Genomic DNA, 24071 nt, shown 5'->3' on the forward strand with positions numbered 1-24071 from the left:
GAGGCGTTGCCGCGCCCGTCAGTCGGCGCGGCGGCGATACACACGCTCGCCGCCGATCCAGGTCTCCAGCACCTTTGCATCGCGCAGGTCGTCGGCGCTCGCCAGCATCGGGTCGCGGTCGAGAATCAGGAAATCCGCCCGCTCGCCGGCTACCAAGCGTCCGAAACGCCCGTCGGCGAAGCCGGCATATGCCGCGTCGGCACTGAACCCGGCCAGCGCCGCCTCGCGGCTCACGCGGTCCTGCGGGCGCCATCCGCCGAAGGGCTGGCCATCGGCATCCTCGCGGGTGAAAGCGACCGCCCATCCGGCGAACGGATCGGGAGATTCGACCGGTGCGTCCGAACCGAATGCGAGGCGTGAGCCGGTGTCGGCGATGGTCTTCCAGGCGTAGGCGCCGTCGAGCCGGTCCGGCCCGAGCCGGGCTTCTGCCATCAGCCGGTCGGAGGTCTGGTGAACCGGCTGCATCGAAGCGATGATGCCATATTTGCCGAATTCGGCGATGTCGGTCGGATCGATCACCTGCGCATGCTCGATCCGCCAGCGGCGGTCGCCGCCATAGGTCTCCGCCAGTTCGTCGATTGCGGCCAGCACTTCGGCATTGGCGGCATCGCCGATGGCGTGGATGGCGAGCTGGAAGTTGTCCATCGCTGCGCGGCTCATCAGGTTGCGCAATTGCGCCGGGTTCTGCAGCGGCAGGCCGGTGTTGCCCGGATCGTCGGCATAGGGCCGCTTGAGCCACGCCCCGCGCGAACCGAGCGCACCGTCGAGGTAAAGCTTCACACCATTGAGGCGCAGCCGGTCATCGTAAAGCCATGGCGTCGGGCCGGGGCCGGCGATGGCCTCCATCGCATCGACACCGGCAGCGTAGGACATGATCCGCAGCTTGAGTCGCCCTTCGTCGCCAGCGCGGCGGAAGGTCTGCCAGTCTTCCAGCGAGGTGCCCATGTCGGCAGCCGCTGTAATGCCCATCGCCAGCAGGATGTCCTGCGCCTTCTGCAAGGCGAGATCGCGTTCGCGCGGACGCGGCGCCGGGACCCTGGAATAGATGAGTTCACTCGCCGCATCGACGAAGACGCCCGAAGGCATCTGCGAACCTGCCAGCCGCTCGATACGGCCGCCGGAAGGGCTCTTGGTTTGCGCCGTCACACCGGCCAGTTCCATCGCCCTGGTGTTGGCCCACGTAGCGTGGCCGTCGACACGTTCCAGCACGACGGGCACGTCGGCGACGGCCGCGTCGAGCTCGGCAGCGGTCGGGAAGCGACCGAGGCCCCAGGTCTCCTGGTTCCAGCCGCGCCCGATGATCCATTGGCGGCCGGGGTTGGCAGCGGCGAAATCGGCAATGGCCTGCTGCGCTTCGGCAAGCGAGCGGGTGCCCGACAGGTCCAGCGTCAGCGCGCCGAAGCCGATGCCCATGACGTGCAGGTGTGCATCGATCAGACCGGGAATGACGACCCGGCCTTCGCCGTCGACCGAATAGGTCGTGCCGTCGGGGCGCTTGTCGCGGCGGTCGAGCACCTGTTTGATACGCCCGTCATCGTCGATCCACAGGCCGGTGAAGCGATCGACTTCGCCGTCCTCGTCGATGCGGATGCCGGCGATATTGTCGACCAGCACATCCGCAACGGCAGGCGTTGCGAGGGAAAGGGCCGCGAGCGCGGCCAGCGATTTCTTGAACATCAGGTGTCTTTCTTTCCTTGAGGCAGGCGACGGATCAAGGCGCTGGTATCCTGCCGCGCACCGCCCATGGCCTGAACCTCTGCGTAGAACTGGTCAACCAGCGCCGAAACCGGCGAACTGAGGCCGAGACGCTGGGCTTCTTCCAGCGCATAGCCCATGTCTTTGCGCATCCAGTCGATCGCGAAGCCGAAATCGAATTCGCCCTTCGCCATCGTCGCCCAGCGATTGTCCATCTGCCAGCTTTGCGCCGCCCCGCCGGAGATGGCGTCATATACCTTGTCCATGTCGAGGCCCGAAGCCTGCGACAGCCGGATCGCTTCGGACAGGCCCGCCAGGACCCCGGCGATACACATCTGGTTGGCCATCTTGGTGGTCTGGCCCGCGCCCGCTTCGCCGACATGGACGATGCGCGCCGCGAATGACTCCATCGCCGGACGCGCGCGCTCGACCGCCGCCTGGCTGCCACCGCACATCACGGCGAGCTTGCCGTTTTCGGCACCGGCCTGCCCCCCAGACACCGGGGCGTCGACCGCTGCGACCCCGCGTTCGCGGGCCGCAGCATCGATCCGCCGCGCCATTTTCGCCGAAACGGTGGTATGGTCGACCAGCAGCGAGCCTTCGCGCATGGCAGGCAGAGCGCCTGTTTCGCCGAGCAGGACCTGTTCCAGATCTTCGTCGTTTCCGACGCAGGCCATGACGAGATCCTTGCCTCGCGCGGCTTCTGCCGGTGTATCTGCTGTCCCGACTTCGAGACCTTCGTCGCCGAGCTTATCGGCCCAGGCTGCGGCCCGCGAGGCGGTGCGGTTGTAGCCCGTCACCGCATAGCCTGCCCACGCCAGGTGCCCTGCCATCGGTGCGCCCATCACACCGAGGCCGAGAAAAGCTATCGTCTTGATCTCGCTCATGCGGCCATGCGCGTAATGGCAATGTTTGCCGCTGCCAACATTCTTTCGAATTGCGCGAGGTGTGTATCGCCCCTAGGGCGCGCAGCCATGGACACGAGGGACCCTACGGAATCGGCACCCGGCATCGATGCGCTTACGCTCGACGATGTGCGTGCGGCGGCAAAGCGGATCGAAGGCGCAGTCGTGCGCACGCCGACGATGCATTCTATCACGCTGTCGCAGATTACCGGGGCCGATATCTGGCTCAAGTTCGAAAATCTGCAGTTCACCGCCGCCTATAAGGAACGCGGCGCGCTCAACGCGCTCCTGCAATTGAGCGAAAAGCAGCGCGAGCGCGGCGTCATTGCGGCCTCGGCGGGCAACCACAGCCAGGGCCTCAGCTATCACGGCACCCGGCTCGGCGTGCCGGTGACCATCGTCATGCCGCGCACCACGCCGTCGGTGAAAGTAATGCAGACCGAAAGCGTCGGCGGAGACGTGGTCCTGCAAGGCGATACATTCGACGAAGCCTATGCCCATGCGCGCGAACTGGAGCGCGAACGCGGCCTTACTTTCGTACATCCCTTCGACGATCCGCATGTGGCGGCCGGGGCCGGGACCACTGCGCTGGAGCTGTTCGAAGATGCCCCCGAACTGGACTGCATCGTCACGCCTATCGGTGGCGGCGGATTGATGAGCGGCATGGCGACGGTCGCCAACGCGCTCTATCCCGACATGAAAGTGGTCGGCGTACAGGCAGAACTGTTTCCGTCCATGTTCGCCAAGATCAACGGGGTGGAGAAGGATTGCGGCGGCGACACGCTGGCCGAGGGCATCGCCGTCAAGGCGCCGGGCCAATTCACGTCGAAAGTGATTGCCGAGCGTGTCGACGAGATCCTGCTGGTTAGCGAACCGAAGCTGGAAAACGCGGTTTCGCTGCTATTGCAGATCGAGAAGACCGTGGTCGAAGGGGCGGGCGCGGCGGGTCTGGCCGCAGTCCTCGCGCATCCCGAGAAATTCAGGGGCCGCAAGATCGGCCTGGTGCTGTGCGGCGGCAATATCGATTCGCGCCTACTTGCAAATGTGCTGCTGCGCGATCTCGCCCGGGCCGGGCGGCTCGCGCGTCTTCGCATCACGCTGCAGGATCGCCCCGGTGCGCTCTACAACGTGATGCGCGAATTCGATGCGCACAACGTCAACATCATCGAAATCTATCACCAGCGCATCTTCACCAACCTGCCCGCCAAGGGCCTGATTACCGATATCGAATGCGAGGCGCGCGATGCGCAGCAGCTTTCCGCACTGGTCGCTGCGCTGCGCGGCAAGGGCTACATCGTGAGCCCGGTCGAACTCGACAAATAGGCGCGGTTCCTGCGGCGTGCCGGCCCCGCCAGGTGTTGAAAGTCGTCGAATCTTAACCCTGTTACGTGGTTAAGGGCCTTTTACCGACGGCCTCCGTCAGGCATATGGGGTGCAGTGTTTGTGCGCGATTCCAACGCCTGACAGGAGCTTAGCCCCAGCCGTGACGGCCCCCGTACGCTTTCCCCGCTTTTTCGTGACGAGCCCTGCGCCGTGCCCGTATCTGCCGGGCAAGACCGAGCGGAAAGTGTTTACCGAGCTCAAGGGCCCGCATGCCGACCAGCTCAACGAAGCGCTCGGCCGGATCGGATTCCGCCGCAGCCAGACCGTTGCCTATCGGCCCAGCTGCGTCGACTGCAATGCCTGCGTTTCGGTGCGCGTCGCCGCGACGGAGTTCGCGCCGTCCAATTCGCAGAAGCGGAACCTCAAGCGCAACAGCGACCTCATTCGGGTGGAATGTCGGCCTTGGGCGACCACGGAGCAATTCGATTTGCTGCGGCAATATCTCGCTACGCGCCATCCCGAAGGGGGCATGGCGGCGATGGACGAGATGGATTTTGCAGATATGGTGGAACATACGCCCGTCTCAAGCTATGTGATTGAATATAGGGAGCCCACCGAGACGGGAGAGCCCGGCCGATTGGTCGGTGCATGCCTCACGGACCGGCAGGGCGACGGGTTGTCGATGATCTACAGTTTCTACGACCCGGAACATGTGAAACGATCGGGTCTTGGCAATTATATCATCCTTGATCACATCCGGATGGCGGCGGAAGAAGGCCTGCCTTTCGTGTACCTCGGCTATTGGGTCGATGGCTCGGGGCGGATGGAATACAAGATCCGCTATCGCCCGATCGAAAAACTCGGACCCAGTGGCTGGCTCCGCGTCTCCGGCGACGAGCAGGACCGGCTGGTGCGCCGCGCCGCCGATCAACGCGCGGCAGCGCGCGCTCGCAGGTCCGCGCAGTTCAGCTCGGCAGGCTAGTCTGATCGCCGGCTCGCTGCATTGGGCGGCAATCCTGGCGCTGGCCCTTCCTTCCCAACTCGCCGCGCAGCAAAGCCAGCAGCAGCGGCTCGAGGACCTGATCCCCGACAGCGCCGTGGAGGACCCGGACAGCTGGGCGGCGCAAGGCGTGGAAGCGCGTCCTGAAGACGCAGTCGATGAGGTTGCGGACGCCGACATCGACACCGATACGCCCTTGGCCGAACTGCCCGATATGGCGATCGAATGGCCCGACGAGATCGAACTTGCCGAAGCGCCCGAGGTCGAGCCCGACGAATCGCTGGAATTTGCCGAAGCTACATTCGGCGACGAGGATTTCCTGCCCGATGCGCAGGTTGTCGAGATCACCGATTCGCTCGTGCTCGCTTTCCCGGCGCAGGACGAGGGCTTCACCGTCCGCAATGAATTCGTCGAGCGGTTCGATGCGCTGTCCAACATCAAGGCATTCGATGACGGCGAGACCAATGTCGCTCAGCTGGCCGCGCGGGCGGCGGCCGACGAGGAACTGCTCAACAACCTGCTGCGCAACTATGGCTTCTACGACGGCCTGGTCGTGCGGACCCTGGGCGAAATCCAGGAAGCGGACGAAATCCCGGCGGTACGTTTCGACATCGTCCCGGGGCCGCGCTACCGCTTCGGGGTCATCGATCTCGGTTCGCTCGTAACCGCGCCCGATGCGAACGAACTGCGCGCTGCCTTCGAGATCGAGAGCGGCGACCCGCTCGACAACGATCGCATCATTGCGGAGCAGCTCGACCTCGATATCGCTTTGGGCGAAACCGGCTATCCCTTCGCCGAAATTGCGGCGCCGAGCCTGCTGATCGACCATGATCGCAGCGAGGGCGATCTGACGCTGCCGGTCGAACCCAACGGAAAATACGCTTTCGGGCAGGTGATCTCGGACCGGCCTGAATTCCTGTCGAGCCGCCACCTCCAGCGCATCGCCCGCTTCGAAGCGGGCGACGTCTACCAGCGCAGCCTGCAGTTGGACCTGCGGCGTGCGATCACCGCGACAGGGCTTGTTTCGCGCGTGTCGATCGACGTGCAGGAAGTCCAGCCGCCTGCCGATGGCGACGTGGGCGTCGTCGATCTCAATGTCGCCATGACCCCCGCGCCGTTGCGCACGATCGCCGGCGCGGTCGGCTACGGGTCGGAAGAGGGCTTCAGGGTCCAGGCCAGCTGGGAACACCGCAACCTGTTCCCGCCCGAAGGTTCGCTGCGCGTCCGCGGCATTCTCGGCACGCGCGAGCAATTGGCGGGCGTCACCTTCCGCAAGAACAATTTCCGCAAGCGCGACCAGATCCTGACGCTCGACGCCTATGCGTCAGATTTAGAGACCGACGCCGTGGATGCCCGCACGATCGCCTTGCGCGGCACGTTCGAACGCGTCAGCAACCTGCTGTTCCAGAAGGATTTCAGCTGGCTGGTCGGCGCAGAAGTGCTGGCGACCGACGAGCGTAACGTGGTGCGCGCGGCGCAGACCCCCAACCCGCTCCCGCGCGAGACATTTTTCATCGGATCGATCTTCGGCGAAGCGACCATCGACGACACCGATTCGCTGCTCGATCCGACCAAGGGTTTCCGTCTGCGAGGCTTCGCCGCGCCCGAAGTTTCGCGCACGCAAGGCTCGCAATATTTCTACCTGCGCGCTCAGGTCGATGGCAGCATCTACCAGCGGGTCACCGACAATGTGGTCCTCGCCGGACGCCTGACCGCCGCCACGATCACAGGTGCGCCGCGCTTCGCCATTGCACCGTCGCGGCGGCTCTATGCCGGCGGCGGCGGTTCCGTGCGCGGCTACGGCTTCCAGGCGATCGGCCCGGTCGACCAGTTCGACATCCCGCTCGGCGGGCGCTCGCTGGTCGAAGGTTCGGTCGAAGCGAGGGTGCAGACCGGCTTCATGGATGGCGCGGTCTCGGTCGTACCGTTCCTCGACTTCGGCAGCGTTTCGACCAGTTCGATCCCCGATTTCGAGACGGTCAAGTTCGGGGCCGGACTCGGCCTGCGCTATGCGACCGGCTTCGGGCCGATCCGCTTCGATGTCGGTGTGCCGCTCAACCCCGGTCCGAATGACAGTTCCGTCGCTGTCTACGTTTCGCTGGGTCAGGCCTTCTGATGGCGGACGAGACCATGACCGAAGAAGCGGATCGTGCAACCGCCGCACCAGCTCCGCGCAAACGCAAGCGGCGCTGGGCCAAGCGGTTCACGGCGGCGATCGGCGTTCTCCTGCTGCTGCTCGTGGGCCTGCTGGCTCTGGTCAATTCACCCATCGGCAAGCGCTACGTCGCCGATCAGATCGCCCAGGTCGCACCCGCATCCGGTTTGCGCTTCGAGGTCGGTCGCATCGAAGGGGACCTGTTCCGCGATGCGCGGCTCTACGATGTCGTCCTCTACGATCCGAAGGGCGCGTTCCTGCGCATCCCCGAGGCCGAGATGGACTGGCGGCCGCTCTCGTGGTTCACCTCCGGCCTCGACATCCGCACCGCGATCGCTCGCCGTGCGACACTCGAGCGTCTGCCCGAGCTGTTGCCGGGCGACCCCGACGCGCCGACCCTGCCCAATTTCGATATCCGGATCGATCGTCTGGCAATCGAAAATCTGACCATCGCCCCAGGCATCATCGACGAGCGTAGCCACCGCGTCGATCTCACCGCCAGCGCCGACATTCGGGAGGGGCTCGCCGATGTCGAGGCTAGCGGGCGGCTGGGGCGCGAGGATCGATTCGTGCTCGACCTCGAAGCCGAGCCTGACGGCAATGTCTTCGATCTCGACCTCGACTATGTCGCGCCGCGCGACGGCGTTATCGCCAGCCTTGTCGGAGCGGAAGCAGGCTACGAGGCGCGCGTGCGCGGTGGCGGCACCTGGCGCGACTGGAAGGGGTTCCTGACCGTCCGGCGGGACGACAGCATGATCGGCGGTTTTCGCCTGACCAACAAAGCGGGTCTGTACGGTCTGGTCGGGCAGATCGACGCCGCGCCGTTATCAGAGGGTCTGATCGAAGCGGCTGCCGCGCCGAGGCTCTCGCTGGCCTTCTTCACCACGCTGGAAGAATCGGTTCTCGACGGAGCCTTGCGCGCTCGCAGCAGGGCCTTGAACCTGCGGGCCGATGGTGTTGTGGACCTTGCCAACAATACAATCGACGAGATCGAATTCGCGGGAGACTTGCTCGACCCTGACCTCTTGGGCGCCGATGTCGCCCGGCTCGAAGGGGCGCGGATCGAAGGTACGCTTGCGGGCGCTTTCGACGCGCTCGACATTCAGCACGTCCTGACGGTCGATCGCGCAATCGCAGGCACCGCACAGATCGCCGGTATCCGCCAGCAAGGCCGCGCGCGCTATGCCGACGGGCGCTGGGTCCTGCCGCTCGATCTCAAGGTGGATCGCATCGCGACCGGAACGGCGATGGTCGATCCCCGCCTGATCGATGGCTCGCTCGGCGGGCAGATCGTGCTGGCGGGCGATCGCCTGACTTCCGAAGCGCTCCGCTTCGCCTTCCCCGGAGCCACCGGACAGGTTGCGCTCGACGGCAATCTTTCGACGGGTCGCTATGCGGTCTCCGGGCCGGTGGCCATCAACGGATTGCCGTTCGACAATCTCGGCGTCGTCAATGCCGGGGGGCAGGTCGACTTCGTGCTGCCGGGCGATGGCGGTTGGCGGCTCGCCATCGACGGGCGCGCCAATGTGCCGCGCGTCAGCAATGAGACGGTGGCCAATTTCGTCGGGCCGAGCCTCGCCTTGCGCGGAGGGGTCACGCTTGGGGACGCCGGACCGGTAGCTTTCCGAAACGTCGTACTCGATGCCGCCAAACTTTCGCTCAATGCCGATGGCGCGATTACGCCCGGGCGCACGACGCTGACCGGCAACGGGCGGCATGTCGATTACGGCCCTTTCACGATCGAAGGGGCCTATACAGACGCAGGGCCCGAGGCCGTGCTGGTCCTCGCCGACCCATTGCCCGCCGCCGAGCTCAGTAATGTCCGGCTCGCCATCAGCCCGTCGGAAACCGGTTTCGCCATCGCTACGACCGGCGGTTCGCTGCTTGGTCCCTTCGAAGGCGATCTCAACCTGGCGCTACCGGCCGACGGGCCTGCGCGTCTGGATATCGCCCGACTGCGCGTGTGGGAAACCGACATAACCGGCAATGTCACCTTCGCGGATGCCGGCGCTCGCGGAAGGATCGCGCTGTCGGGTGGCGGCCTGGACGGCAATATCTCGATTGCGCCACAGGGCGAGGCGCTGCGCTTCGCTTTCGATGTCGATGCCAACAACGCGACCTTCGGCGGCGATACCCCCATCGCAATCAGGCGCGCAGACATCGAGGGCGAGGGAATCCTGCTCGACGGGTCCAGCACCGTCAATGCCAGCGTTTTCGCACAAGGCGTCAGCTACGGCACGGTGTTCATCGGGCGTCTCGCCGCGAATGCGGAACTGACCGACGGTCGCGGCAAGGTCACCGGCTCTGTTGCCGGTCGCCGCGGGAGCCGGTTTGCATTGCAGGTCGATGCCAACATCGCGCCCGACCGGGTGGCGGTGGCCGCGCAAGGCGACTTTGCCGGACGGCCGCTTCGATTCCCGCGTCGCGCAGTGTTGACGCGCCGCAGCGATGGCGGCTGGGACCTTGCCCGTACGCAATTGAGCTACGATGGGGGTCGCACCGTTGTCGAAGGGACCTTCGGCGGGGAAACGCTGGCCATGCGCGCCTGGTTCGATGGCATGCCGCTTTCGCTCGCCGACATTGCTTCTGCCGATCAGGGGCTGGGCGGGCGTCTATCGGGTACCGTCGAGTATAACGCTCCGCAAACAGGCGCTCCCACCGGTGAGATGCGTATCAAGGTCGACAAGCTGACCCGTTCCGGCCTTGTCCTGACATCGCGCCCGATCGACCTCGGCCTCGTCGCGCGCCTGCAACCGTCGCGCCTCGAAGCGCGCGCGGTTATCGCCGAGGACGGCGGACAGCGCGGTCGCGCGCAGGCGCGGATCACCGGCTTGCCGGCCAGCGGCGGACTTTACGAGCGGCTCAGCGCGGGCGACCTCTTTGCGCAGTTGCGTTATGATGGCGCGGCGCAGGCGCTGTGGCGGCTCGCCCGGATCGAAACCTTCGATGTCGGCGGGCCGGTCAAGGTTTCGGCGGATGTGCGCGGGACGCTGGCACGACCGGTCGTCCGCGGTGCGCTCGCCAGCGACGATCTTCGGATACAAAGCGCGTTGTCGGGCACCAACATCGCCCAGGTCTCGGTGCGCGGCCGCTTCTCCGGTTCGCGGCTGCGCTTGACGCGCTTTGCCGGCACCGCGGCCAACGGTGGCCAGGTCAGCGGCAGCGGCGTGGTCGATCTCGCCAATATCAGTGCCACGCGCGGGCCCGAGATCGACCTTCGCATCGCCGCCAGCAATGCGCAGCTTATCGCCGCAAACGGTCTCGACGCGACGGTGACCGGGCCCATCCGGATCGTCTCCGACGGCATCGGCGGCACGATCGCCGGACGGCTGCGGATCGACCGCGCCAGCTGGCAATTGGGCGTAGCCGATGAAGACGTGCGGTTGCCGCAGATCGCCACGCGAGAAATCAACGCTCCCGCCGATGTCGCGCCGACTCCCGCGGCGGCCGCCCCATGGCGCTATCTCATCAACGCTACAGCCGACAGCAGGGTCGATGTCGACGGCATGGGCCTCGACAGCGAGTGGGAGGCCGATATCCGCTTGCGCGGGACAACCGACGATCCGCGTCTCGGGGGCCAGGCCCGCGTGGTGCGCGGCTTCTATTCCTTTGCCGGAACACGTTTCGAATTGACGCGAGGGCGGATTGCTTTCGACGAAAGCGTTCCGATCGATCCGCGTATCGACATCGTCGCCGAGACGGACCGGGCGGGGATCGATGTCGCCGTGTCGGTCCAGGGCAGCGCAACGCAGCCGGAAATCCGGTTCAGTTCGACACCGGCCTTGCCGGAAGAGGAAATTCTCGCCCGCTTGTTGTTCGGCGGGTCCGTGACGGAGCTTTCCGCCACCGACGCCGTTCAGTTGGGCGCGGCGCTGGCCTCGCTGCGCGGCGGCGGCGGGATGGACCCGATCAACCAGCTACGGACTGCCATTGGATTGGACCGGTTGCGTATTGTGGGGGCCGATCCGGCGCTGGGTCGCTCGACCGGGGTTGCGCTCGGCAAGAACATCGGTCGACGCTTCTATGTTGAACTCATCACCGACGGGCGCGGCTACAGCGCCACCGAAGTCGAGTTCCGCATAACGAGCTGGCTATCGCTGCTTGGCGCGGTATCGACTGTCGGCAGGGAAAGCGTCGTTGTGGAAATCAGCCGCGATTACTGACGGCAGTCTCAGGCAGATTGAAGCAAGCGGTCAGGCAGCTGCATCGCGCGCCGGCGGAGCGGTCAGCACAGCGTCGACCACCAGCAGCGTACCGTTTTCGGCCTGTCCGCCGGCACCGGTCATCCGGGCCGACAACCCGCTTTCCGAATGCGTCGCCAGCAGGTCGTCGCCATTGTGCGAAAATTCGAGCGTGCCCTGGCCGACGGTAGCGACCCTGACCGGACCGCCGTTGCTTTCGATCGCCGACACTATCGCCTCGCGGTCGAGGTGGCCCGGCACGATGTGCTCGCGCAAGAGCGCTGCAAGGACCGGCGGCTCGAGGTCTTCGTCGCCAGTGATTTCAGCGAAGGCAGCGTCGCTCGGAGCGATGATGGTGTAGCTCGTTCCCGGGCCGTGGAGCAGCGAGGCAAGGCCGGTCGCCTCCATGGCATTGCGGACGGTCGAAAGCTCGTCAGTGTCTTCGAGCACCACGCTGAGGTTGTCGCTTATCGCTTCGGGTGCGCCAGATGGGTCCGCGTCGCCGCACGCCGCAAGGGCCGTCGCCGCGAGCAGGGCGGGGAGGATCGTGATTGTTCTCATTATGATCGTATCCCTCAGTTCAGCGCGAGTTCGATCGCGGCTGCGACGAGCCGCGTTTCCGGGTCCATGCGGTACACATAGCCGTCGGAATAGCGATAATAGCCGTCGGGCCCGTCGACATATTGGTCGCGGTAGCGATAGGGCACATTATAGATGTCGTAGCCTCGCGGAGCCGGCTGCCCGACCACGAACTCGTCGCCCGTCAATAGCGCTGCCACCGACTGGATGGCGGCGGTTTGCGGATCGACGCGGTAGATCGTGTTGTTGGCGTAGCGGTACCCGTTGGGCTCTAGCCCGTAATAGTCACGATAGTAGGGTCGGAGCTCGACCGGTTGGTAGTAGGATGGCCATGTATTGCCGATCCCGAGAGCTCCACCGAGAAGCGGGATCGCGGCGGAGATGAGGCCACCTTCGCCAAGGCGGAGCAAATAGCCGTCATCGTAGTAGAACGGGCCGCCACCGAACCCCGAATAGCCGAAGAATGACGGGCTGTAGCTGGCGCGTTGCCTCGCGAGGCCCGGCGGTGTGCAGCCATTGTATTTCTTGGCGAGGCCCGGCGGACAGCCATCGTATGCGCCGAGCGCACGATCGTATTCGCGGAACAGATCGAAATCGCGCCCGCCATCTTCGTAGCGTCGGGCGCTCTCGAATGCTCGGCTTGCGCCGCGACTGGCCGATTGGCCGTTGCCGCGCGCGGGTGGACCGGCATCGCGGTTGCGCCCGGATTGTCCTCTCTCGACCTGAGCGCGCCCATCGGCACCGGCCTTGCGTTTTGCATTGTCGTCGTTCCTGGCAGCGGCATTACCGCGATTTCCGCGCGTCTTCTCGACACCGCCATCATCGCGCGGATTGCCGCGCATTCGTGGGCCGCCGCCGCGATCGGCTTTCGGGCCCTTCTCGGCCTTGGCGGGTGGGCCGCCGCCGCGCTCGTTGCCTTGTCCCTTGCCATTGCCCGGCTGAGCCAAGGCGCCGCTTGCCATCAGGGCACCGGCTGCGATCGTCGCCATTAGAATACGCATGGTCCGCTCCTTCGATAAGAGGAACGATCGGAGGCCGCGCGGTATCCCGAACGCCGCATTTTGCAGCCGTGGCGCGCTTGCGCACGAAAAAGGGCCCGACTTTCGCCGGGCCCTTTCGAATTATCAGAGCGACGCGATCAGGCGCTGTAATACATGTCGAATTCGACCGGGCACGGCGTGGTTTCGGTGCGCATGACCTCTTCCCACTTGAGTTCCGCATAGGCGTCGATCTGGTCCTTGGTGAAGACATCGCCCTTGAGCAGGAATTCGTGATCGGCTTCGAGCGCCTCGAGCGCTTCGCGCAAGGAGCCGCAGACGGTCGGAACTTCGGCGAGCTCTGCCGGCGGCAGGTCGTAGAGGTTCTTGTCCATGGCATCGCCCGGATGGATCTTGTTGGTGATCCCGTCGAGGCCCGCCATCAGCAGCGCCGAATAGGCGAGGTAGGGATTGGCCATCGCATCGGGGAAGCGGAACTCGACGCGCTTCGCCTTGTCGCCCGCGCCGTACGGGATGCGGCACGATGCCGAGCGGTTGCGGGCCGAATAGGCGAGCAGCACCGGTGCTTCGAAGCCCGGAACTAGCCGCTTGTAGCTGTTGGTGGTCGGATTGGTGAAAGCGTTCAGCGCCTTGGCGTGCTTGATGACACCGCCGATGTAATAGAGGCAGTTCTCGCTCAGCCCGGCATATTCGTTGCCGGCGAATGTCGGCTTGTCGCCTTCCCAGATCGACATGTGCGTGTGCATGCCGGAACCGTTATCTTCCTTGATCGGCTTGGGCATGAAGGTCGCGGTCTTGCCATAGGCATGGGCGACCTGGTGTACGACATACTTGTAGATCTGCATGCGGTCGGCGGTCTGGACCAGCGTGCCGAAGGTCAGGCCGAGTTCGTGCTGGGCGGCGGCGACCTCATGGTGGTGCTTGTCGCAGGGCAAGCCCAGTTCGAGCATTGTCGCGACCATTTCGGCGCGAATGTCCATAGCGCTGTCCACCGGAGCGACGGGGAAATAGCCGCCCTTGGCGCGCGGCCGGTGGCCCATGTTGCCGCCCTCGTATTCCTTGCCCATGTTGGTCGGCAATTCGATGTCGTCGATGGCGAAGCCCGACCCCGCGTAGCCGTCTTCGAAGCGGACATCGTCGAACATGAAGAATTCGGCTTCCGGACCGACATAGATCGTGTCGCCGATACCGGTGCTCTTCAGATAGGCTTCGGCACGCTTGGCGGTGGAACGGGGATCGCGGGAATACCAGTCGCCGGTCGAGGGCTCGACGATGTCGCAATTGACGATCAGCATCGGCGTGGCGCTGAACGGATCGAGCCAGGTTTCGGACAGGTCCGGCTTCAGGATCATGTCGGATTCGTTGATGGCCTTCCAGCCCGCGATCGACGATCCGTCGAACATCAGCCCGTCTTCGAGCGCATCTTCGTCCATCACGCTGGCGACCATCGAAAGGTGCTGCCACTTGCCCTTCGGATCGGTGAACCGCAGATCGACCCACTCGATCTCGTGTTCCTTGATTTTCTTGATGATGTCTTTTGCGCTGGACATGCAGTATTTCCTTGCTGGTGTTCGGCCTTACAGGCGCGATTGGTTGAAATTCAGATGGCTTCGTCGTCTTTTTCGCCGGTGCGAATGCGCAGCGCGCTTTCTATCGGCGAGACGAAAATCTTCCCGTCGCCGATACGGCCCGTCTGCGAAGCCCCGGCGATCGCCTCGACCACGCGGTCGGCGAGATTGTCCGGCACGACCACTTCGAGCTTCACCTTGGGCAGGAAGTCGACGACGTATTCGGCACCGCGATAAAGCTCGGTATGGCCTTTCTGGCGGCCGAAGCCCTTGGCCTCGGTAACGGTGATCCCGGACACGCCCACTTCATGCAGCGCCTCCTTCACTTCGTCGAGCTTGAACGGTTTGATGATCGCTTCGATCTTTTTCACCGCGGTACGTCCCCCTGCATCGTACCGACCCCGCGTGGCCAGGACTGGTCCACGAAACGGTGCCGGTCGGCTGATAACTATCCGCCCGCGCACGATCCAAGAATCGTGCCAGAATCACGCGCGAACGGGCGCGAAGCCCCATGCCTAGGGCAGAAGGCTAAGACGGGGAAGAGGCGCCAGGCAGTTCGGGGGAGATGGCTGCCCAAGTGCTGGGCGGTCATGCTTAAAATTTAGGCAGTATAGTCAAGTCAGCCGCAGCCCCGCGGTCTCGTCGAGTCCGGCCATGAGATTGAGGTTTTGTACCGCCGCACCGCTCGCGCCCTTGCCGAGATTGTCGAGCACGGCGACCAGGCGGACATTCCAGCCACCCTCGTTGCCACAGACATGCAGCGTCAACGTGTCGCTCGGCTGTTCCTGACGATGCAGCAGCAATTCGCCCGGTGCAACGCCGGAAGCGACCGTGACCACGGGCGATCCCTGGTAGAACGATTGCAACGCTTCGCGCAGCGCATCCGAATGCGGGCCGGTCGCCATTGCGCCGAGATGCAGCGGCACCTCCACCACCATGCCGCGGAACGCGGGCACGACCGACGGCGCGAACAGCACGCCATGCTCGAGTCCGGCGTGCTGTTGCATCTCGGGCCGGTGCTTATGCGACAGCTCGAGACCGTAGGTGCGAAATGCGATGTCGGCTCCCGTGCCCTCGAAACGCTCGATCAACGCCTTGCCGCCGCCGGAATAGCCGCTCACGGCGTTGCAGGTGAAAGGCCAGTCATGCGGCAACAGCCCGGTGCGGACGAGCGGCGCAACCAGGCCGATGAAGCCGGTCGGGTAGCATCCGGGATTGCTGACGAACCGCGCCGTTGCGACCGCTTCGCGTCCGGCGATCTCCGGAAAGCCATAGGTCCAGCCGTCGGCCACCCGATGCGCGCTGGAGGCGTCGATTACGCGGGTCTTGCTAGCGGGATCGATCATCGCGACGGCTTCAACCGCCGCATCATCGGGAAGGCAGAGGATCGCGAAATCGCTATCGTTCAGCGCTTCGCGCCGTTTGGCGGCATCCTTGCGATCGGCATCGTCCAGTACCAGCAGGTCGAACTCGGTGCGGTCGGCCAATCGTTGGCGGATTTCGAGCCCGGTGGTGCCAGCCGCCCCGTCGATGAAGACGCTGCGCGCCATCAGATGTCGAAAGCGGTGCGGGTCACGTAGCCGCTCGGACCTTCAGGACCGCAGGCGCCCCACACCCAATTGTCCGACACATCCAGCGCTTCGAAGCCGTCGCCTTCCTGCAGAACGTGCAGAACCTCGGATTCGGTATCCATCGCCAGATGCAGATCCGCAGGGCCGCGGACGACCGCGACCGGTTTCGGCACGACGTAATGCGGCACGAGGAAGCGGTCGGCGAGCGCGATATGCGCCACGTCGCCGCGGATCGGCAGCGTTCCCGGGGCCGGGCGCACGACCGGGCCGGAAAGGCTCAGATCGCCTTCTGGTATCGGATAGGTCGCGTTTTCGCTCACGCTTGCTGGAAGCCCCGTATTCTGTCCTGTTCTGCGCGCTTAGACCGCCCCTTGCGGGCTATCAAGCGCGCGGCGCGCCCTTTACCCTGCGCTGTAGCGTCGCTGCAGCATGTGCCAGCTCGCCCGCAGGCCATAGGCGTCCCCGCCCTTGGGACGGCCGGGCTTGGCGAAGGGACGCCAAGCGAAGGTGTCGAAATGGGCCCATTCGATGTCTTCGCCGACGAAGCGGTCGAGGAACAGGCCGGCGACGCTGGCCCCGGCATAGGCATTGCCATGCGCGTTGTTCATGTCGGCAATGTCGGATTTGAGCCATTCGCGGTAGGCTTCGGGCAGCGGCAGTCGCCACGGCTCGTCGTCGCAGGCCTTGCCCGCTTCGATCAGCGCTTCGGCAGTCTCGTCGCGCCGGGTCATCAGCGCCGGCAGGTCGGGGCCGAGCGCGACGCGCGCGGCACCTGTCAGCGTGGCGAAATCGATGATAAGCTCGGGCTCTTCCTCGCTCGCGCGCGTCAGCGCATCGCCGAGGATAAGCCGCCCTTCGGCATCGGTATTGCCGATCTCCACCGTCAGCCCCTTGCGCGTCTTGAGCACGTCGCCGGGGCGGAAGGAATTGCTGGAGATCGCGTTTTCGACCGCGGGGACGAGCAGGTGCAACCGTACCGGCAGCCCGGCCTCCATGATCAGCCCCGCGAGCGCGATGGCATGGGCCGCGCCGCCCATATCCTTCTTCATCAGCTTCATGCCGACGGCCGATTTCACATCGAGTCCACCGCTGTCGAAGGCCACGCCCTTGCCGACGATAGCAATCTTGGGGTCGCCCTCCTTGCCCCAGGTCAGGTGCATGATGCGCGGCGCATGCTTGCGATCAGCGGCGCGGCCGACAGCGTGGACCATCGGGTACTCCTGCTCCAGCGTGTCGCCCTTGGTGACCTGGAGTTTGGCATCGTATGTCTTGGCCAGCTTCTCGCACTCGGATTCGAGCGCGGCGGGCCCCATGTCTTCGGCGGGCGTATCGACCATGCGGCGCACTTCGCAGACGGCGTGGGCCTCCGAGAGAGCTGGCCCGATAGCCTTGACCTCCTTGCTCAGCAGGATGCGCGGGCCGACCGGGTTTTCAGGCTTGGTGTATTTCTCGAAACTGTATTGCGCCGTCAGCCAGCCGTGAACGGCCGGGCCTGGATTGCCTTCAGCACGGCGATAGGTGCCTTCGGGAAGGACCTCCGCCAGCTTGGCCATGCACCAGCTCGAGAGTTCCTCCGGATCGGCAACGCCGCCGACCGCGAACCATCCATCGCCATCAGGCACTATGCCGACCTGGTAGCCCGAGCCATCGAATTTCTGGGCGGCGAGCGCCGCGCGCTGCCCGGCGGAAAGCGATTTGCTCCAGTCTTCGAAGCTATCCTTGTTGACGAGATGGATGGCAATGGCGTCTTGCCCGTGGTCGGGCTGTATCAGATCGGATTTGGACATCGATTTCCCATGCAAGCGGCGTGAAGCAATGTTAATGGGAAGCGCATCGAAGGGAGTCAAACCGCATGAAGCAAACTTGTCTCGTCGCCCTGGCGGTCGCAGCGCTGGCGTCGTGCTCGTCTCCGGAAGATGTGGCAGACGCGACGGGCGTGGAAGACCAGGCCGGACAATCGGCGCCGGTTGCGACCGGCGACACGGCAACCGAAGGTGGCGAAGCGGTGGCCATCGAGGAAGAGAGCGAGCTGTACAGCTTCAGCTATTCCTACCCCGGACAGGTCGCTGCGATTCCCGAGCTCAAGGCGCGCTTCGATCGCGAACAGGCGCAATCGCGCAAGGCCCTGATTGCTCAGGCGCGCGAGGCGCGGGCCGATGCGAAGGATATGGGCTTCCCCTACAATGCCTACGCGCTCGGCACATCCTGGGAAGTGGTGGCCGATACACCGCGCTTCCTCAGCCTGTCGGCAGATATCTACACCTATTCGGGCGGAGCGCATCCCAACAGCACGGCGACGTCGCTGGTGTGGGATCGCGAGGCCCGGCGCGCGCTTGAGCCACTCGATTTCTTCGCCTCGCCTGAAGCGCTGAACGACGCGGTGTCGGAGCCCTATTGCAAAAGCCTCAACGACCAGCGCGCCGAACGGACCGGGGAGCCGGTGGACAACTCGGACCCGGTGTTCGGGGGATGCCCGACGGTCGAACAACTGACGGTCGTACTGGGCTCAACCAACGGCAAGACTTTCGACCGGATCGGGCTGATCGCACCGCCCTATGTCGCGGGATCCTACGCCGAAGGGGAATACGCAGTGACCCTGCCGGTCACCGAGCCGGTGATGAAAGCGTTGAAGCCCGCCTATCGCGAGGCTTTCGCCCGGCGCTAGGTCCGTCTCGCATTTTGAGTGCGGCATCGCTATATCGCGCGTTATGAGCGAATATCAGGTCATCACCGCCGACGACGACGTCCAGCGCGACGGCACCATCAAATTGCACGGGCCCGAGGGGTTCGAAGGCATGCGCAAGGCCGGTCGCCTCGCTGCGGACATCCTCGATGCGACCGTCGAACTGGTCGAGCCGGGGGTCACTACCGAAAGCATCGACGCCGCGATCCGCGGCATGATGCTTGATGCAGGTGCGGTTCCCGCAACGCTGGGGTATCGCGGCTACACGCACAGTTCGTGCATCTCGATCAATCATGTGATCTGCCACGGCATCCCGAGCGAGAAGACGCTCAAGGAAGGCGATATCGTCAATATCGACGTCACCCCGCTGCTCGACGGCTGGCATGGCGATACCAGCCGCATGTTCTTCGCTGGCGAACCCCCGCTCAAGGCGAAGAAGCTGGTCGACGTGACCTATGAATGCCTGATGCTCGGCATCGAAGCGGCATCGAAGCCGGGCGCGCGGCTCGGCGATATCGGCGCGGCGATCGAAGCCCATGCCCGCCAATATCGCTACGGCGTAGTACGCGAATTTTGCGGCCACGGCCTCGGCCGTCTGTTTCATGACGCACCCGAAGTGGTGCATGCCGCGAAAGCGGGGACGGGGCCGGAGCTTAAGCCCGGCATGTTCTTCACCATCGAACCGATGATCAATCTCGGCAAGCCGTGGGGCAAGGTGCTCAAGGACGGCTGGACCGCGGTGACCCGAGACAAGTCGCTAAGCGCGCAGTTCGAACATTCGCTCGGCATCACCGAGGACGGAATCGAGATTTTCACGGAAAGCACCAAGGGGCTGCACCAGCCGCCCTATGCCTAATTCTCCCGCGCAGCCCGGATGGCTGCGCCGGCGGCGAAGGGCGCGATGCCGCACAGTGCTAGGCTGATGGCACCAGCCAGCGCAATGCCGGTCGCATCGCCTTGCGCCAAGCTGCCAGCGCCGAAGATCAGGATCGGCACCGCCAGCGGCAGCAGCAGCAATCCACCCAATGCCGCGCCCGCGCGCAAGCTAGCCATCAGGCTGGCGACGATGAGGCCGATGGCGGCGAGGCCCGGAGTGCCTGCCAGAAGTCCAAGCACCAGAAGACCTAGCGTGTCGCCCTCCAAGCCAAGCAGCGCAGCGGCGGGGAGACAGGCGACCAGAAGCAGCGGAGCGAAGGCGAGCCAATGCGCAACGAGGCGGCTGGCCATGGCGGTTTCCTCGGCAATGCCGCGCAGAGCGAACTGGTCGAACACACCATGCGTCAGGTCATCGGCCACCAGGCGGTCGAGCGGCAGGATCGTGGCCAGCAGCGCGGCGACCCACAAGACGCCACCACCGGTGCGCGCCAGCAGCGGCGCGTCTGGCCCGACGGCGAACGGATAGAGCATCGCCACGGCGAGGAAGAAGATCAGCGGCAGGATCGCCCCGCCGCGCGAGCCTCCGGGCAGGAGCAATATGAGGTCGCGTCGCAGCAAGATGCCGAACGCGCTCATGGCGCGAAGTCCTCGATTGCGAGTGTGTGCGCGTCCATGCCGATGTCCTGGTGCGAAGCGATCACACACACACCGCCGCCGCCGCAGTGCAATCTGGTCAGCGATCGCACCTTGGCGCAAGCGTCGATGTCGAGGCCGTTGAAGGGTTCGTCCAGCAGCCAGATGTCGTGTGAAGTGCAGAGCAGTCGGGCGAAGGCCGCACGCTTCCGTTGGCCGGTGGAAAGGTAGCGCACCGGCACATCGAGCAGTGGCTCCAGCTCCATTATCGCGACAATATTGCTCGGGTCGGAGCAGCCGTCGAGCCGCTCCCAGAAGCGAAGCGCCTTGCCCAACGGCCATTCGGGATCGAGCGCCAGCCGTTCGTCCAGCAGCGCCATCGATCCGCTTCGGGAAACGTCGCCTTCGGAAGAGCTCAATAATCCCGCCAGGATCCGCATCAGGCTCGATTTGCCGGTGCCGTTGGCGCCGGTCACATGCAGCAGCGCGCCGTCAGCGAGGTCCAGTTCCAGCCCGGTGAAGAGGAGCCGGTCGCCACGACGGCAGGCGAGGTTGCGTGCGGCGAGGGCGGCGGGCATGGCTTGGGCACTAAGCCAAAGGTCGGGCGTTCACAAGCTGTAGCCCGCAAGCAGGAGCCCCGCGATGACCGTACGAAAACTCAACCAGGAAGAACGCGATACCTGGACCAGCGCGCTGGACGGCTGGGACATGGCCGACGGCAGGGATGCGATCGAAAAAACCTTCGAATTCGGCGATTTCGTCGAAGCCTGGGGCTTCATGAGCCGCGTCGCGATCCTGGCCGAAAAGGCCGACCATCATCCCGAATGGTTCAACGTCTACAACCGCGTCGAGATTACGCTCACCACGCATGACGCGGACCCCGATAACGGCGGCGCACTGTCCAAACGCGACGTGGAACTGGCCAACGCCATCGACGCGCTCGGCTGAGAGCCCGAGCACAAATCCGTTCGGGCTGAGCCTGTCTGAGCCCCGCCCTTCTTCTGGCAGGTGCTGCACTAGAAAAGAGTGCAGCCTTTCGACAAGCTCAGGGCGAACGCGACAAGGTGCGTCGGGATTTCTAGTCGCCGAGCAATTGCATCTGTCCGCCTTCGCGCATCTGCTTGCGCACGCGGCCGGGCATCCAGCGCGCGGCGAAGGCAATGCGGCGGGCGGTCTTGCCAACGGTCCAGTGCAGCTTGTCCTTGTGCACCGCATCCCACGCCGCTTCGGCAACCTCCTCCACCGGCGTGATTTCCAGCCCCGATTCCTGCACGCGGGAGCGGATATGCTCGTTGGTCCCGGCATTGGGCACCATGTCCAGCAGCGGCGTGTCGATGAAGCTGGGCATCAGCGAGCGGACATTGATGCCGTCGCCCGCCCATTCGCCGTCGAGGCTCTCGGTAATCCCGCGCACGCCAAATTTGGTCGCACAATAGACTGAACCGCCTGCGCTGCCGTAGATTCCGGCTGCGCTGGCGGTATTCAGGAGACACGATCCCGGTGCGGTCTTCTTCAGATGCGGATAGGCCGCTTGCGCGCCGAACAGCACACCCTTCAGATTGATATCGAGGCAGCGGGTGATTTCATCCTCGCTGTTCTCGCTCAACGAGCCGCCGATGGGGATGCCGGCATTGTTGGCAAGCACGTCGATCCGGCCGCCCGCTGCCATCGAGAACGCTTCCAGTGCTTCGTCCCACGCCGCGCGGTCGCGCACGTCGAACTGGTGGCTGTAGGTGAAGCCGTTGCCGATCAGCCGCTCGGTTTCGGCCATGCCGTCCTTGCTGATATCGCCGAGCCCGACGAACCAGCCTTCCTTCGCAAATTTGAGCGCGATGGCGCGCCCGATGCCGGAACCGCCGCCGGTGATGAATATGCTCTTGCGGGTGCTCATCCGTCCTCTCCCCGTAATCCCTGTGCTGGTATCCTACGCGCTCTCCAGCGCCTCTGCCAAGCCTTCGACGAACTCGGCACCGGCCGGGATTTCCGCCGTCGAACTGCGCAAGGTATCGCCGATAGGTTCTGCCCGACCGCCGAGATATGTGGCGAGGAAATTCTCCGCCACCGCGCTGAAGGCGATATTGTTGGCCGGCTTGGCAAAGCCGTGGCCTTCGTCGGGATAGAGCAAATACGTGACCGGGATGCCTGCATCCTTCATCGCATCCACGATCTGGTCGCTTTCCGGCTGCTTGACGCGCGGGTCGTTGGCTCCCTGCGCTATCAACAGCGGCCGGACGATCTCGCCAGCCTTGTAGAGCGGGCTGCGCTCCTTGATCAGCGCGAGGCCTTGTTCGGTGTTGGGATTGCCCATGCGGGTGTGGAATTGCGCGACCATCGGCTCCCAATAGGGCGGGATCGATGCCAGCAACGTTTCGAGGTTGGACGGGCCGACGATATCGACGCCGCACGCGAATACTTCGGGCGTGAAAGTCAGGCCCGCCAGCGTGGCGTAGCCGCCATAGGAGCCACCCATGATCGCGATCTTGTCACGCGGAGCGATGCCAGCCTCGACTGCCCACTCGACCGCGTCGATCAAATCGTCATGCATCTTGCGGCCCCATTCGAGATTTGCCGCGTTGATGAAATCCTTGCCGAAGCCGGTCGAGCCGCGGAAGTTGACGCTGAGCACCGCATAGCCGCGATTGGCGAGCCACTGGTGGTGGCCGTTGAAGCCATATCCGTCGCGCGCCCACGGCCCGCCATGAACGAACAGCACCATCGGCACCGGCGCATCCGGCACCCCGTCGCCATCTTCGTCGCTTCCCGGCGGCAGGGTGAGGTAGGAGGGCAGGGTGAGCCCGTCGCGGCTGGTCAGCTCCAGTGTATGCATCGGCTGAAGCGGTGCGCCTTCCAGCTCGGGCCGGGTGGTGTAGAGCTTGGTCAAGGTTTCCGCATCGCGATCGTAGAGATAGCTCGCCGCGGGTTTAACCAGCGGGTCATTGCCGACGATCCACTTGCGATCATCGTCGGTGCGACTGTTGATGCCGTATTCGCCCTCCAACCGGCTATCGAGGAACTCGAAGGCTCCGGCGATATCGTCGTCCAGCGCAGTCCATTCGCGCTTAAGGTAATTGACCGAGTAGGCCAACACCTCGCCGGTATCCTTGTGCCGCAATGTGCCCCCGATATCGGCGCGGTCGTCTTGCGCGATCAACGTCGTTGTGCCGCTTACCCAGTCCATCGCCAGCAGTGCAGCGGTGTTGCGGCCTTCGCTTTCGAGCCAGTACATCGTCTTGCCGTCGCGCGTGAAACCGCCGGGCGAAGTGGTCAGCGCATCGTCAATCCCGGTTGACTTGAACGGCGCATCGGCGACGACATTGTCTTCGACCTTGAAATAGTCCGTCCCGCCTTCGGCATTCGGCAACACCGCGAGCCGCAGGTGCAGGTCGTCATCGGCGATGAAACCGGCATAGGCGTCGTTCTGCAACACCAGCGTCAGTTCGCCGGTGTTGAGGTCGAGCAGGTGGACATCGTGGAAGCGCGCATCGCGGTTGTTGAGCCCGATCAGGATGCGGTCCTTGTATGTGTCGGAACCGCCGACCAGCATGACGCGCGTATCATCGAACGGGGTTAGTGAGGTCTCCTTGCCGGCCTCCACATCGATCCCGTAGAGCAGGAAATTCTCGTCGCCGCCCTTGTCTTGGATGTAGAGCAGGCTGCGGCTGTCGGGCGCCCACATATATTCGCGGATCGGACGGTCGGTGGAAGCGGACATGGGCTTGGCCGCCTCGGGATCCTCGCTCGGCGCCATCCAGATATTGAGCACGCCGTCGCGCGGGGCGAGCCAGCTCAGCCATTGGCCGTCGGGGCTGATCTGCCCGGCAGCGCGGGTCGGGTTGCCGAACAGATGTTCGCGCCGGATGAGCGGAAAAGCGTCGATGTTGGGGGTCATTCAGGATCCGTTGTT

At 64.7% G+C, this 24071-nt stretch carries 21 protein-coding genes; 7 read left to right on the forward strand and 14 right to left on the reverse strand.

Going from position 1 to position 24071, the window contains the following annotated elements:
- Nucleotides 1-18: 18 nt before the first annotated feature.
- Nucleotides 19-1677: an amidohydrolase gene (locus EL2594_RS01605; protein WP_011413292.1), complete on the reverse strand. Its 1659-nt coding sequence runs from the start codon at nucleotides 1675-1677 to the stop codon at nucleotides 19-21.
- Nucleotides 1677-2582: an NAD(P)-dependent oxidoreductase gene (locus tag EL2594_RS01610; protein ID WP_011413293.1), complete on the reverse strand. Its 906-nt coding sequence runs from the start codon at nucleotides 2580-2582 to the stop codon at nucleotides 1677-1679. Before EL2594_RS01610 ends, EL2594_RS01605 begins: the two co-directional genes overlap by 1 nt.
- Nucleotides 2583-2669: 87 nt before the next feature.
- On the opposite strand from EL2594_RS01610, the gene EL2594_RS01615 reads away from it, so the two are divergent.
- The 4 genes from EL2594_RS01615 (at nucleotide 2670) to EL2594_RS01630 (ending at nucleotide 11241) form a co-directional block, all read left to right on the forward strand.
- Nucleotides 2670-3923 (forward strand): threonine ammonia-lyase, encoded by a 1254-nt coding sequence (locus EL2594_RS01615; protein ID WP_011413294.1) that lies wholly within the window; start codon nucleotides 2670-2672, stop codon nucleotides 3921-3923.
- Nucleotides 3924-4083: 160 nt separating this feature from the next.
- Nucleotides 4084-4905 (forward strand): arginyltransferase, encoded by an 822-nt coding sequence (locus EL2594_RS01620; RefSeq protein WP_041684964.1) that lies wholly within the window; start codon nucleotides 4084-4086, stop codon nucleotides 4903-4905.
- Nucleotides 4793-7039 (forward strand): autotransporter assembly complex protein TamA, encoded by a 2247-nt coding sequence (locus EL2594_RS01625; protein WP_011413296.1) that lies wholly within the window; start codon nucleotides 4793-4795, stop codon nucleotides 7037-7039. Before EL2594_RS01620 ends, EL2594_RS01625 begins: the two co-directional genes overlap by 113 nt.
- On the forward strand, nucleotides 7039-11241 hold the full coding sequence (locus tag EL2594_RS01630) for a translocation/assembly module TamB domain-containing protein (RefSeq protein WP_011413297.1): 4203 nt from the start codon (nucleotides 7039-7041) through the stop codon (nucleotides 11239-11241). Before EL2594_RS01625 ends, EL2594_RS01630 begins: the two co-directional genes overlap by 1 nt.
- Before the next feature lie 30 nt (nucleotides 11242-11271).
- On the opposite strand, the gene EL2594_RS01635 is transcribed toward EL2594_RS01630, so the two are convergent.
- The 8 genes from EL2594_RS01635 to EL2594_RS15820 form a co-directional block, all read right to left on the reverse strand.
- A complete protein-coding gene (locus tag EL2594_RS01635) occupies nucleotides 11272-11820 on the reverse strand; it encodes a fasciclin domain-containing protein (protein ID WP_011413298.1) in 549 nt (182 codons plus the stop codon).
- A 14-nt stretch (nucleotides 11821-11834) separates the two neighbouring features.
- The gene (locus EL2594_RS01640; RefSeq protein ID WP_041684966.1) at nucleotides 11835-12839 is read right to left on the reverse strand and encodes a hypothetical protein; all 1005 of its coding nucleotides are present in this window, start codon (nucleotides 12837-12839) and stop codon (nucleotides 11835-11837) included.
- A 137-nt stretch (nucleotides 12840-12976) separates the two neighbouring features.
- Nucleotides 12977-14386 carry a type I glutamate--ammonia ligase gene (gene glnA, locus EL2594_RS01645; RefSeq protein ID WP_011413300.1) on the reverse strand — a complete coding sequence of 470 codons (1410 nt, stop codon included), beginning with the start codon at nucleotides 14384-14386 and terminating at the stop codon, nucleotides 12977-12979.
- Between the two features lie 50 nt (nucleotides 14387-14436).
- Nucleotides 14437-14775 carry a P-II family nitrogen regulator gene (locus EL2594_RS01650; protein WP_011413301.1) on the reverse strand — a complete coding sequence of 113 codons (339 nt, stop codon included), beginning with the start codon at nucleotides 14773-14775 and terminating at the stop codon, nucleotides 14437-14439.
- A 243-nt stretch (nucleotides 14776-15018) separates the two neighbouring features.
- Complete coding sequence (gene argC / locus EL2594_RS01655; protein WP_011413302.1) at nucleotides 15019-15954, reverse strand: N-acetyl-gamma-glutamyl-phosphate reductase; 936 nt, start codon at nucleotides 15952-15954, stop codon at nucleotides 15019-15021.
- On the reverse strand, nucleotides 15954-16295 hold the full coding sequence (locus EL2594_RS01660) for a hypothetical protein (RefSeq protein WP_011413303.1): 342 nt from the start codon (nucleotides 16293-16295) through the stop codon (nucleotides 15954-15956). The genes argC and EL2594_RS01660 overlap by 1 nt, the downstream gene beginning before the upstream one ends.
- Nucleotides 16296-16376: 81 nt before the next feature.
- A complete protein-coding gene (locus tag EL2594_RS01665) occupies nucleotides 16377-17762 on the reverse strand; it encodes a leucyl aminopeptidase family protein (protein ID WP_011413304.1) in 1386 nt (461 codons plus the stop codon).
- Nucleotides 17763-17793: 31 nt separating this feature from the next.
- Nucleotides 17794-17988 (reverse strand): hypothetical protein, encoded by a 195-nt coding sequence (locus EL2594_RS15820; protein WP_418904579.1) that lies wholly within the window; start codon nucleotides 17986-17988, stop codon nucleotides 17794-17796.
- Here EL2594_RS15820 and EL2594_RS01670 point away from each other — a divergent pair.
- Both EL2594_RS01670 and map read left to right on the forward strand, forming a co-directional pair.
- Complete coding sequence (locus EL2594_RS01670) at nucleotides 17981-18640, forward strand: DUF4163 domain-containing protein (RefSeq protein WP_418904580.1); 660 nt, start codon at nucleotides 17981-17983, stop codon at nucleotides 18638-18640. The two genes, EL2594_RS15820 and EL2594_RS01670, sit on opposite strands and share 8 nt — an antisense overlap.
- A gap of 43 nt (nucleotides 18641-18683) precedes the next feature.
- On the forward strand, nucleotides 18684-19514 hold the full coding sequence (map, locus tag EL2594_RS01675; protein WP_011413306.1) for a type I methionyl aminopeptidase: 831 nt from the start codon (nucleotides 18684-18686) through the stop codon (nucleotides 19512-19514).
- Here map and EL2594_RS01680 read toward each other — a convergent pair.
- Nucleotides 19511-20170, reverse strand: a complete 660-nt coding sequence (locus EL2594_RS01680) for a heme exporter protein CcmB (RefSeq protein ID WP_011413307.1) — start codon at nucleotides 20168-20170, stop codon at nucleotides 19511-19513. The two genes, map and EL2594_RS01680, sit on opposite strands and share 4 nt — an antisense overlap.
- Nucleotides 20167-20745, reverse strand: coding sequence for a heme ABC exporter ATP-binding protein CcmA (ccmA, locus tag EL2594_RS01685; RefSeq protein WP_011413308.1), 579 nt, complete (start codon nucleotides 20743-20745; stop codon nucleotides 20167-20169). Before ccmA ends, EL2594_RS01680 begins: the two co-directional genes overlap by 4 nt.
- A 64-nt stretch (nucleotides 20746-20809) precedes the next feature.
- Here ccmA and EL2594_RS01690 point away from each other — a divergent pair, with 64 nt between their 5' ends.
- Complete coding sequence (locus tag EL2594_RS01690) at nucleotides 20810-21115, forward strand: 4a-hydroxytetrahydrobiopterin dehydratase (RefSeq protein WP_011413309.1); 306 nt, start codon at nucleotides 20810-20812, stop codon at nucleotides 21113-21115.
- 130 nt (nucleotides 21116-21245) lie between these two features.
- Here the strand turns inward: EL2594_RS01690 and EL2594_RS01695 are convergent, their stop codons facing one another.
- Both EL2594_RS01695 and EL2594_RS01700 read right to left on the reverse strand, forming a co-directional pair.
- Nucleotides 21246-22058 (reverse strand): SDR family oxidoreductase, encoded by an 813-nt coding sequence (locus tag EL2594_RS01695; protein WP_011413310.1) that lies wholly within the window; start codon nucleotides 22056-22058, stop codon nucleotides 21246-21248.
- 33 nt (nucleotides 22059-22091) lie between these two features.
- Entirely contained in the window at nucleotides 22092-24056 is a 1965-nt protein-coding gene (locus tag EL2594_RS01700; protein WP_011413311.1) for a S9 family peptidase, read from the reverse strand.
- Between the last annotated feature and the right edge of the window lie 15 nt (nucleotides 24057-24071).

The organism is Erythrobacter litoralis HTCC2594, from assembly GCF_000013005.1.
Taxonomy (GTDB): domain Bacteria; phylum Pseudomonadota; class Alphaproteobacteria; order Sphingomonadales; family Sphingomonadaceae; genus Parerythrobacter; species Parerythrobacter litoralis_A.

Coding starts and splice junctions, on each gene's coding strand:
- EL2594_RS01605 (WP_011413292.1), bottom strand. CDS start 1,677: ATGTTCAAGAAATCGCTGGCCGCGCTCGCGGCCCTTTCCCTCGCAACG.
- EL2594_RS01610 (WP_011413293.1), bottom strand. CDS start 2,582: ATGAGCGAGATCAAGACGATAGCTTTTCTCGGCCTCGGTGTGATGGGC.
- EL2594_RS01615 (WP_011413294.1), top strand. CDS start 2,670: ATGGACACGAGGGACCCTACGGAATCGGCACCCGGCATCGATGCGCTT.
- EL2594_RS01630 (WP_011413297.1), top strand. CDS start 7,039: ATGGCGGACGAGACCATGACCGAAGAAGCGGATCGTGCAACCGCCGCA.
- EL2594_RS01635 (WP_011413298.1), bottom strand. CDS start 11,820: ATGAGAACAATCACGATCCTCCCCGCCCTGCTCGCGGCGACGGCCCTT.
- EL2594_RS01640 (WP_041684966.1), bottom strand. CDS start 12,839: ATGCGTATTCTAATGGCGACGATCGCAGCCGGTGCCCTGATGGCAAGC.
- glnA (WP_011413300.1), bottom strand. CDS start 14,386: ATGTCCAGCGCAAAAGACATCATCAAGAAAATCAAGGAACACGAGATC.
- argC (WP_011413302.1), bottom strand. CDS start 15,954: ATGGCGCGCAGCGTCTTCATCGACGGGGCGGCTGGCACCACCGGGCTC.
- EL2594_RS01665 (WP_011413304.1), bottom strand. CDS start 17,762: ATGTCCAAATCCGATCTGATACAGCCCGACCACGGGCAAGACGCCATT.
- EL2594_RS15820 (WP_418904579.1), bottom strand. CDS start 17,988: ATGGCCACCGCTTCGCCACCTTCGGTTGCCGTGTCGCCGGTCGCAACC.
- map (WP_011413306.1), top strand. CDS start 18,684: ATGAGCGAATATCAGGTCATCACCGCCGACGACGACGTCCAGCGCGAC.
- EL2594_RS01680 (WP_011413307.1), bottom strand. CDS start 20,170: ATGAGCGCGTTCGGCATCTTGCTGCGACGCGACCTCATATTGCTCCTG.
- ccmA (WP_011413308.1), bottom strand. CDS start 20,745: ATGCCCGCCGCCCTCGCCGCACGCAACCTCGCCTGCCGTCGTGGCGAC.
- EL2594_RS01690 (WP_011413309.1), top strand. CDS start 20,810: ATGACCGTACGAAAACTCAACCAGGAAGAACGCGATACCTGGACCAGC.
- EL2594_RS01695 (WP_011413310.1), bottom strand. CDS start 22,058: ATGAGCACCCGCAAGAGCATATTCATCACCGGCGGCGGTTCCGGCATC.
- EL2594_RS01700 (WP_011413311.1), bottom strand. CDS start 24,056: ATGACCCCCAACATCGACGCTTTTCCGCTCATCCGGCGCGAACATCTG.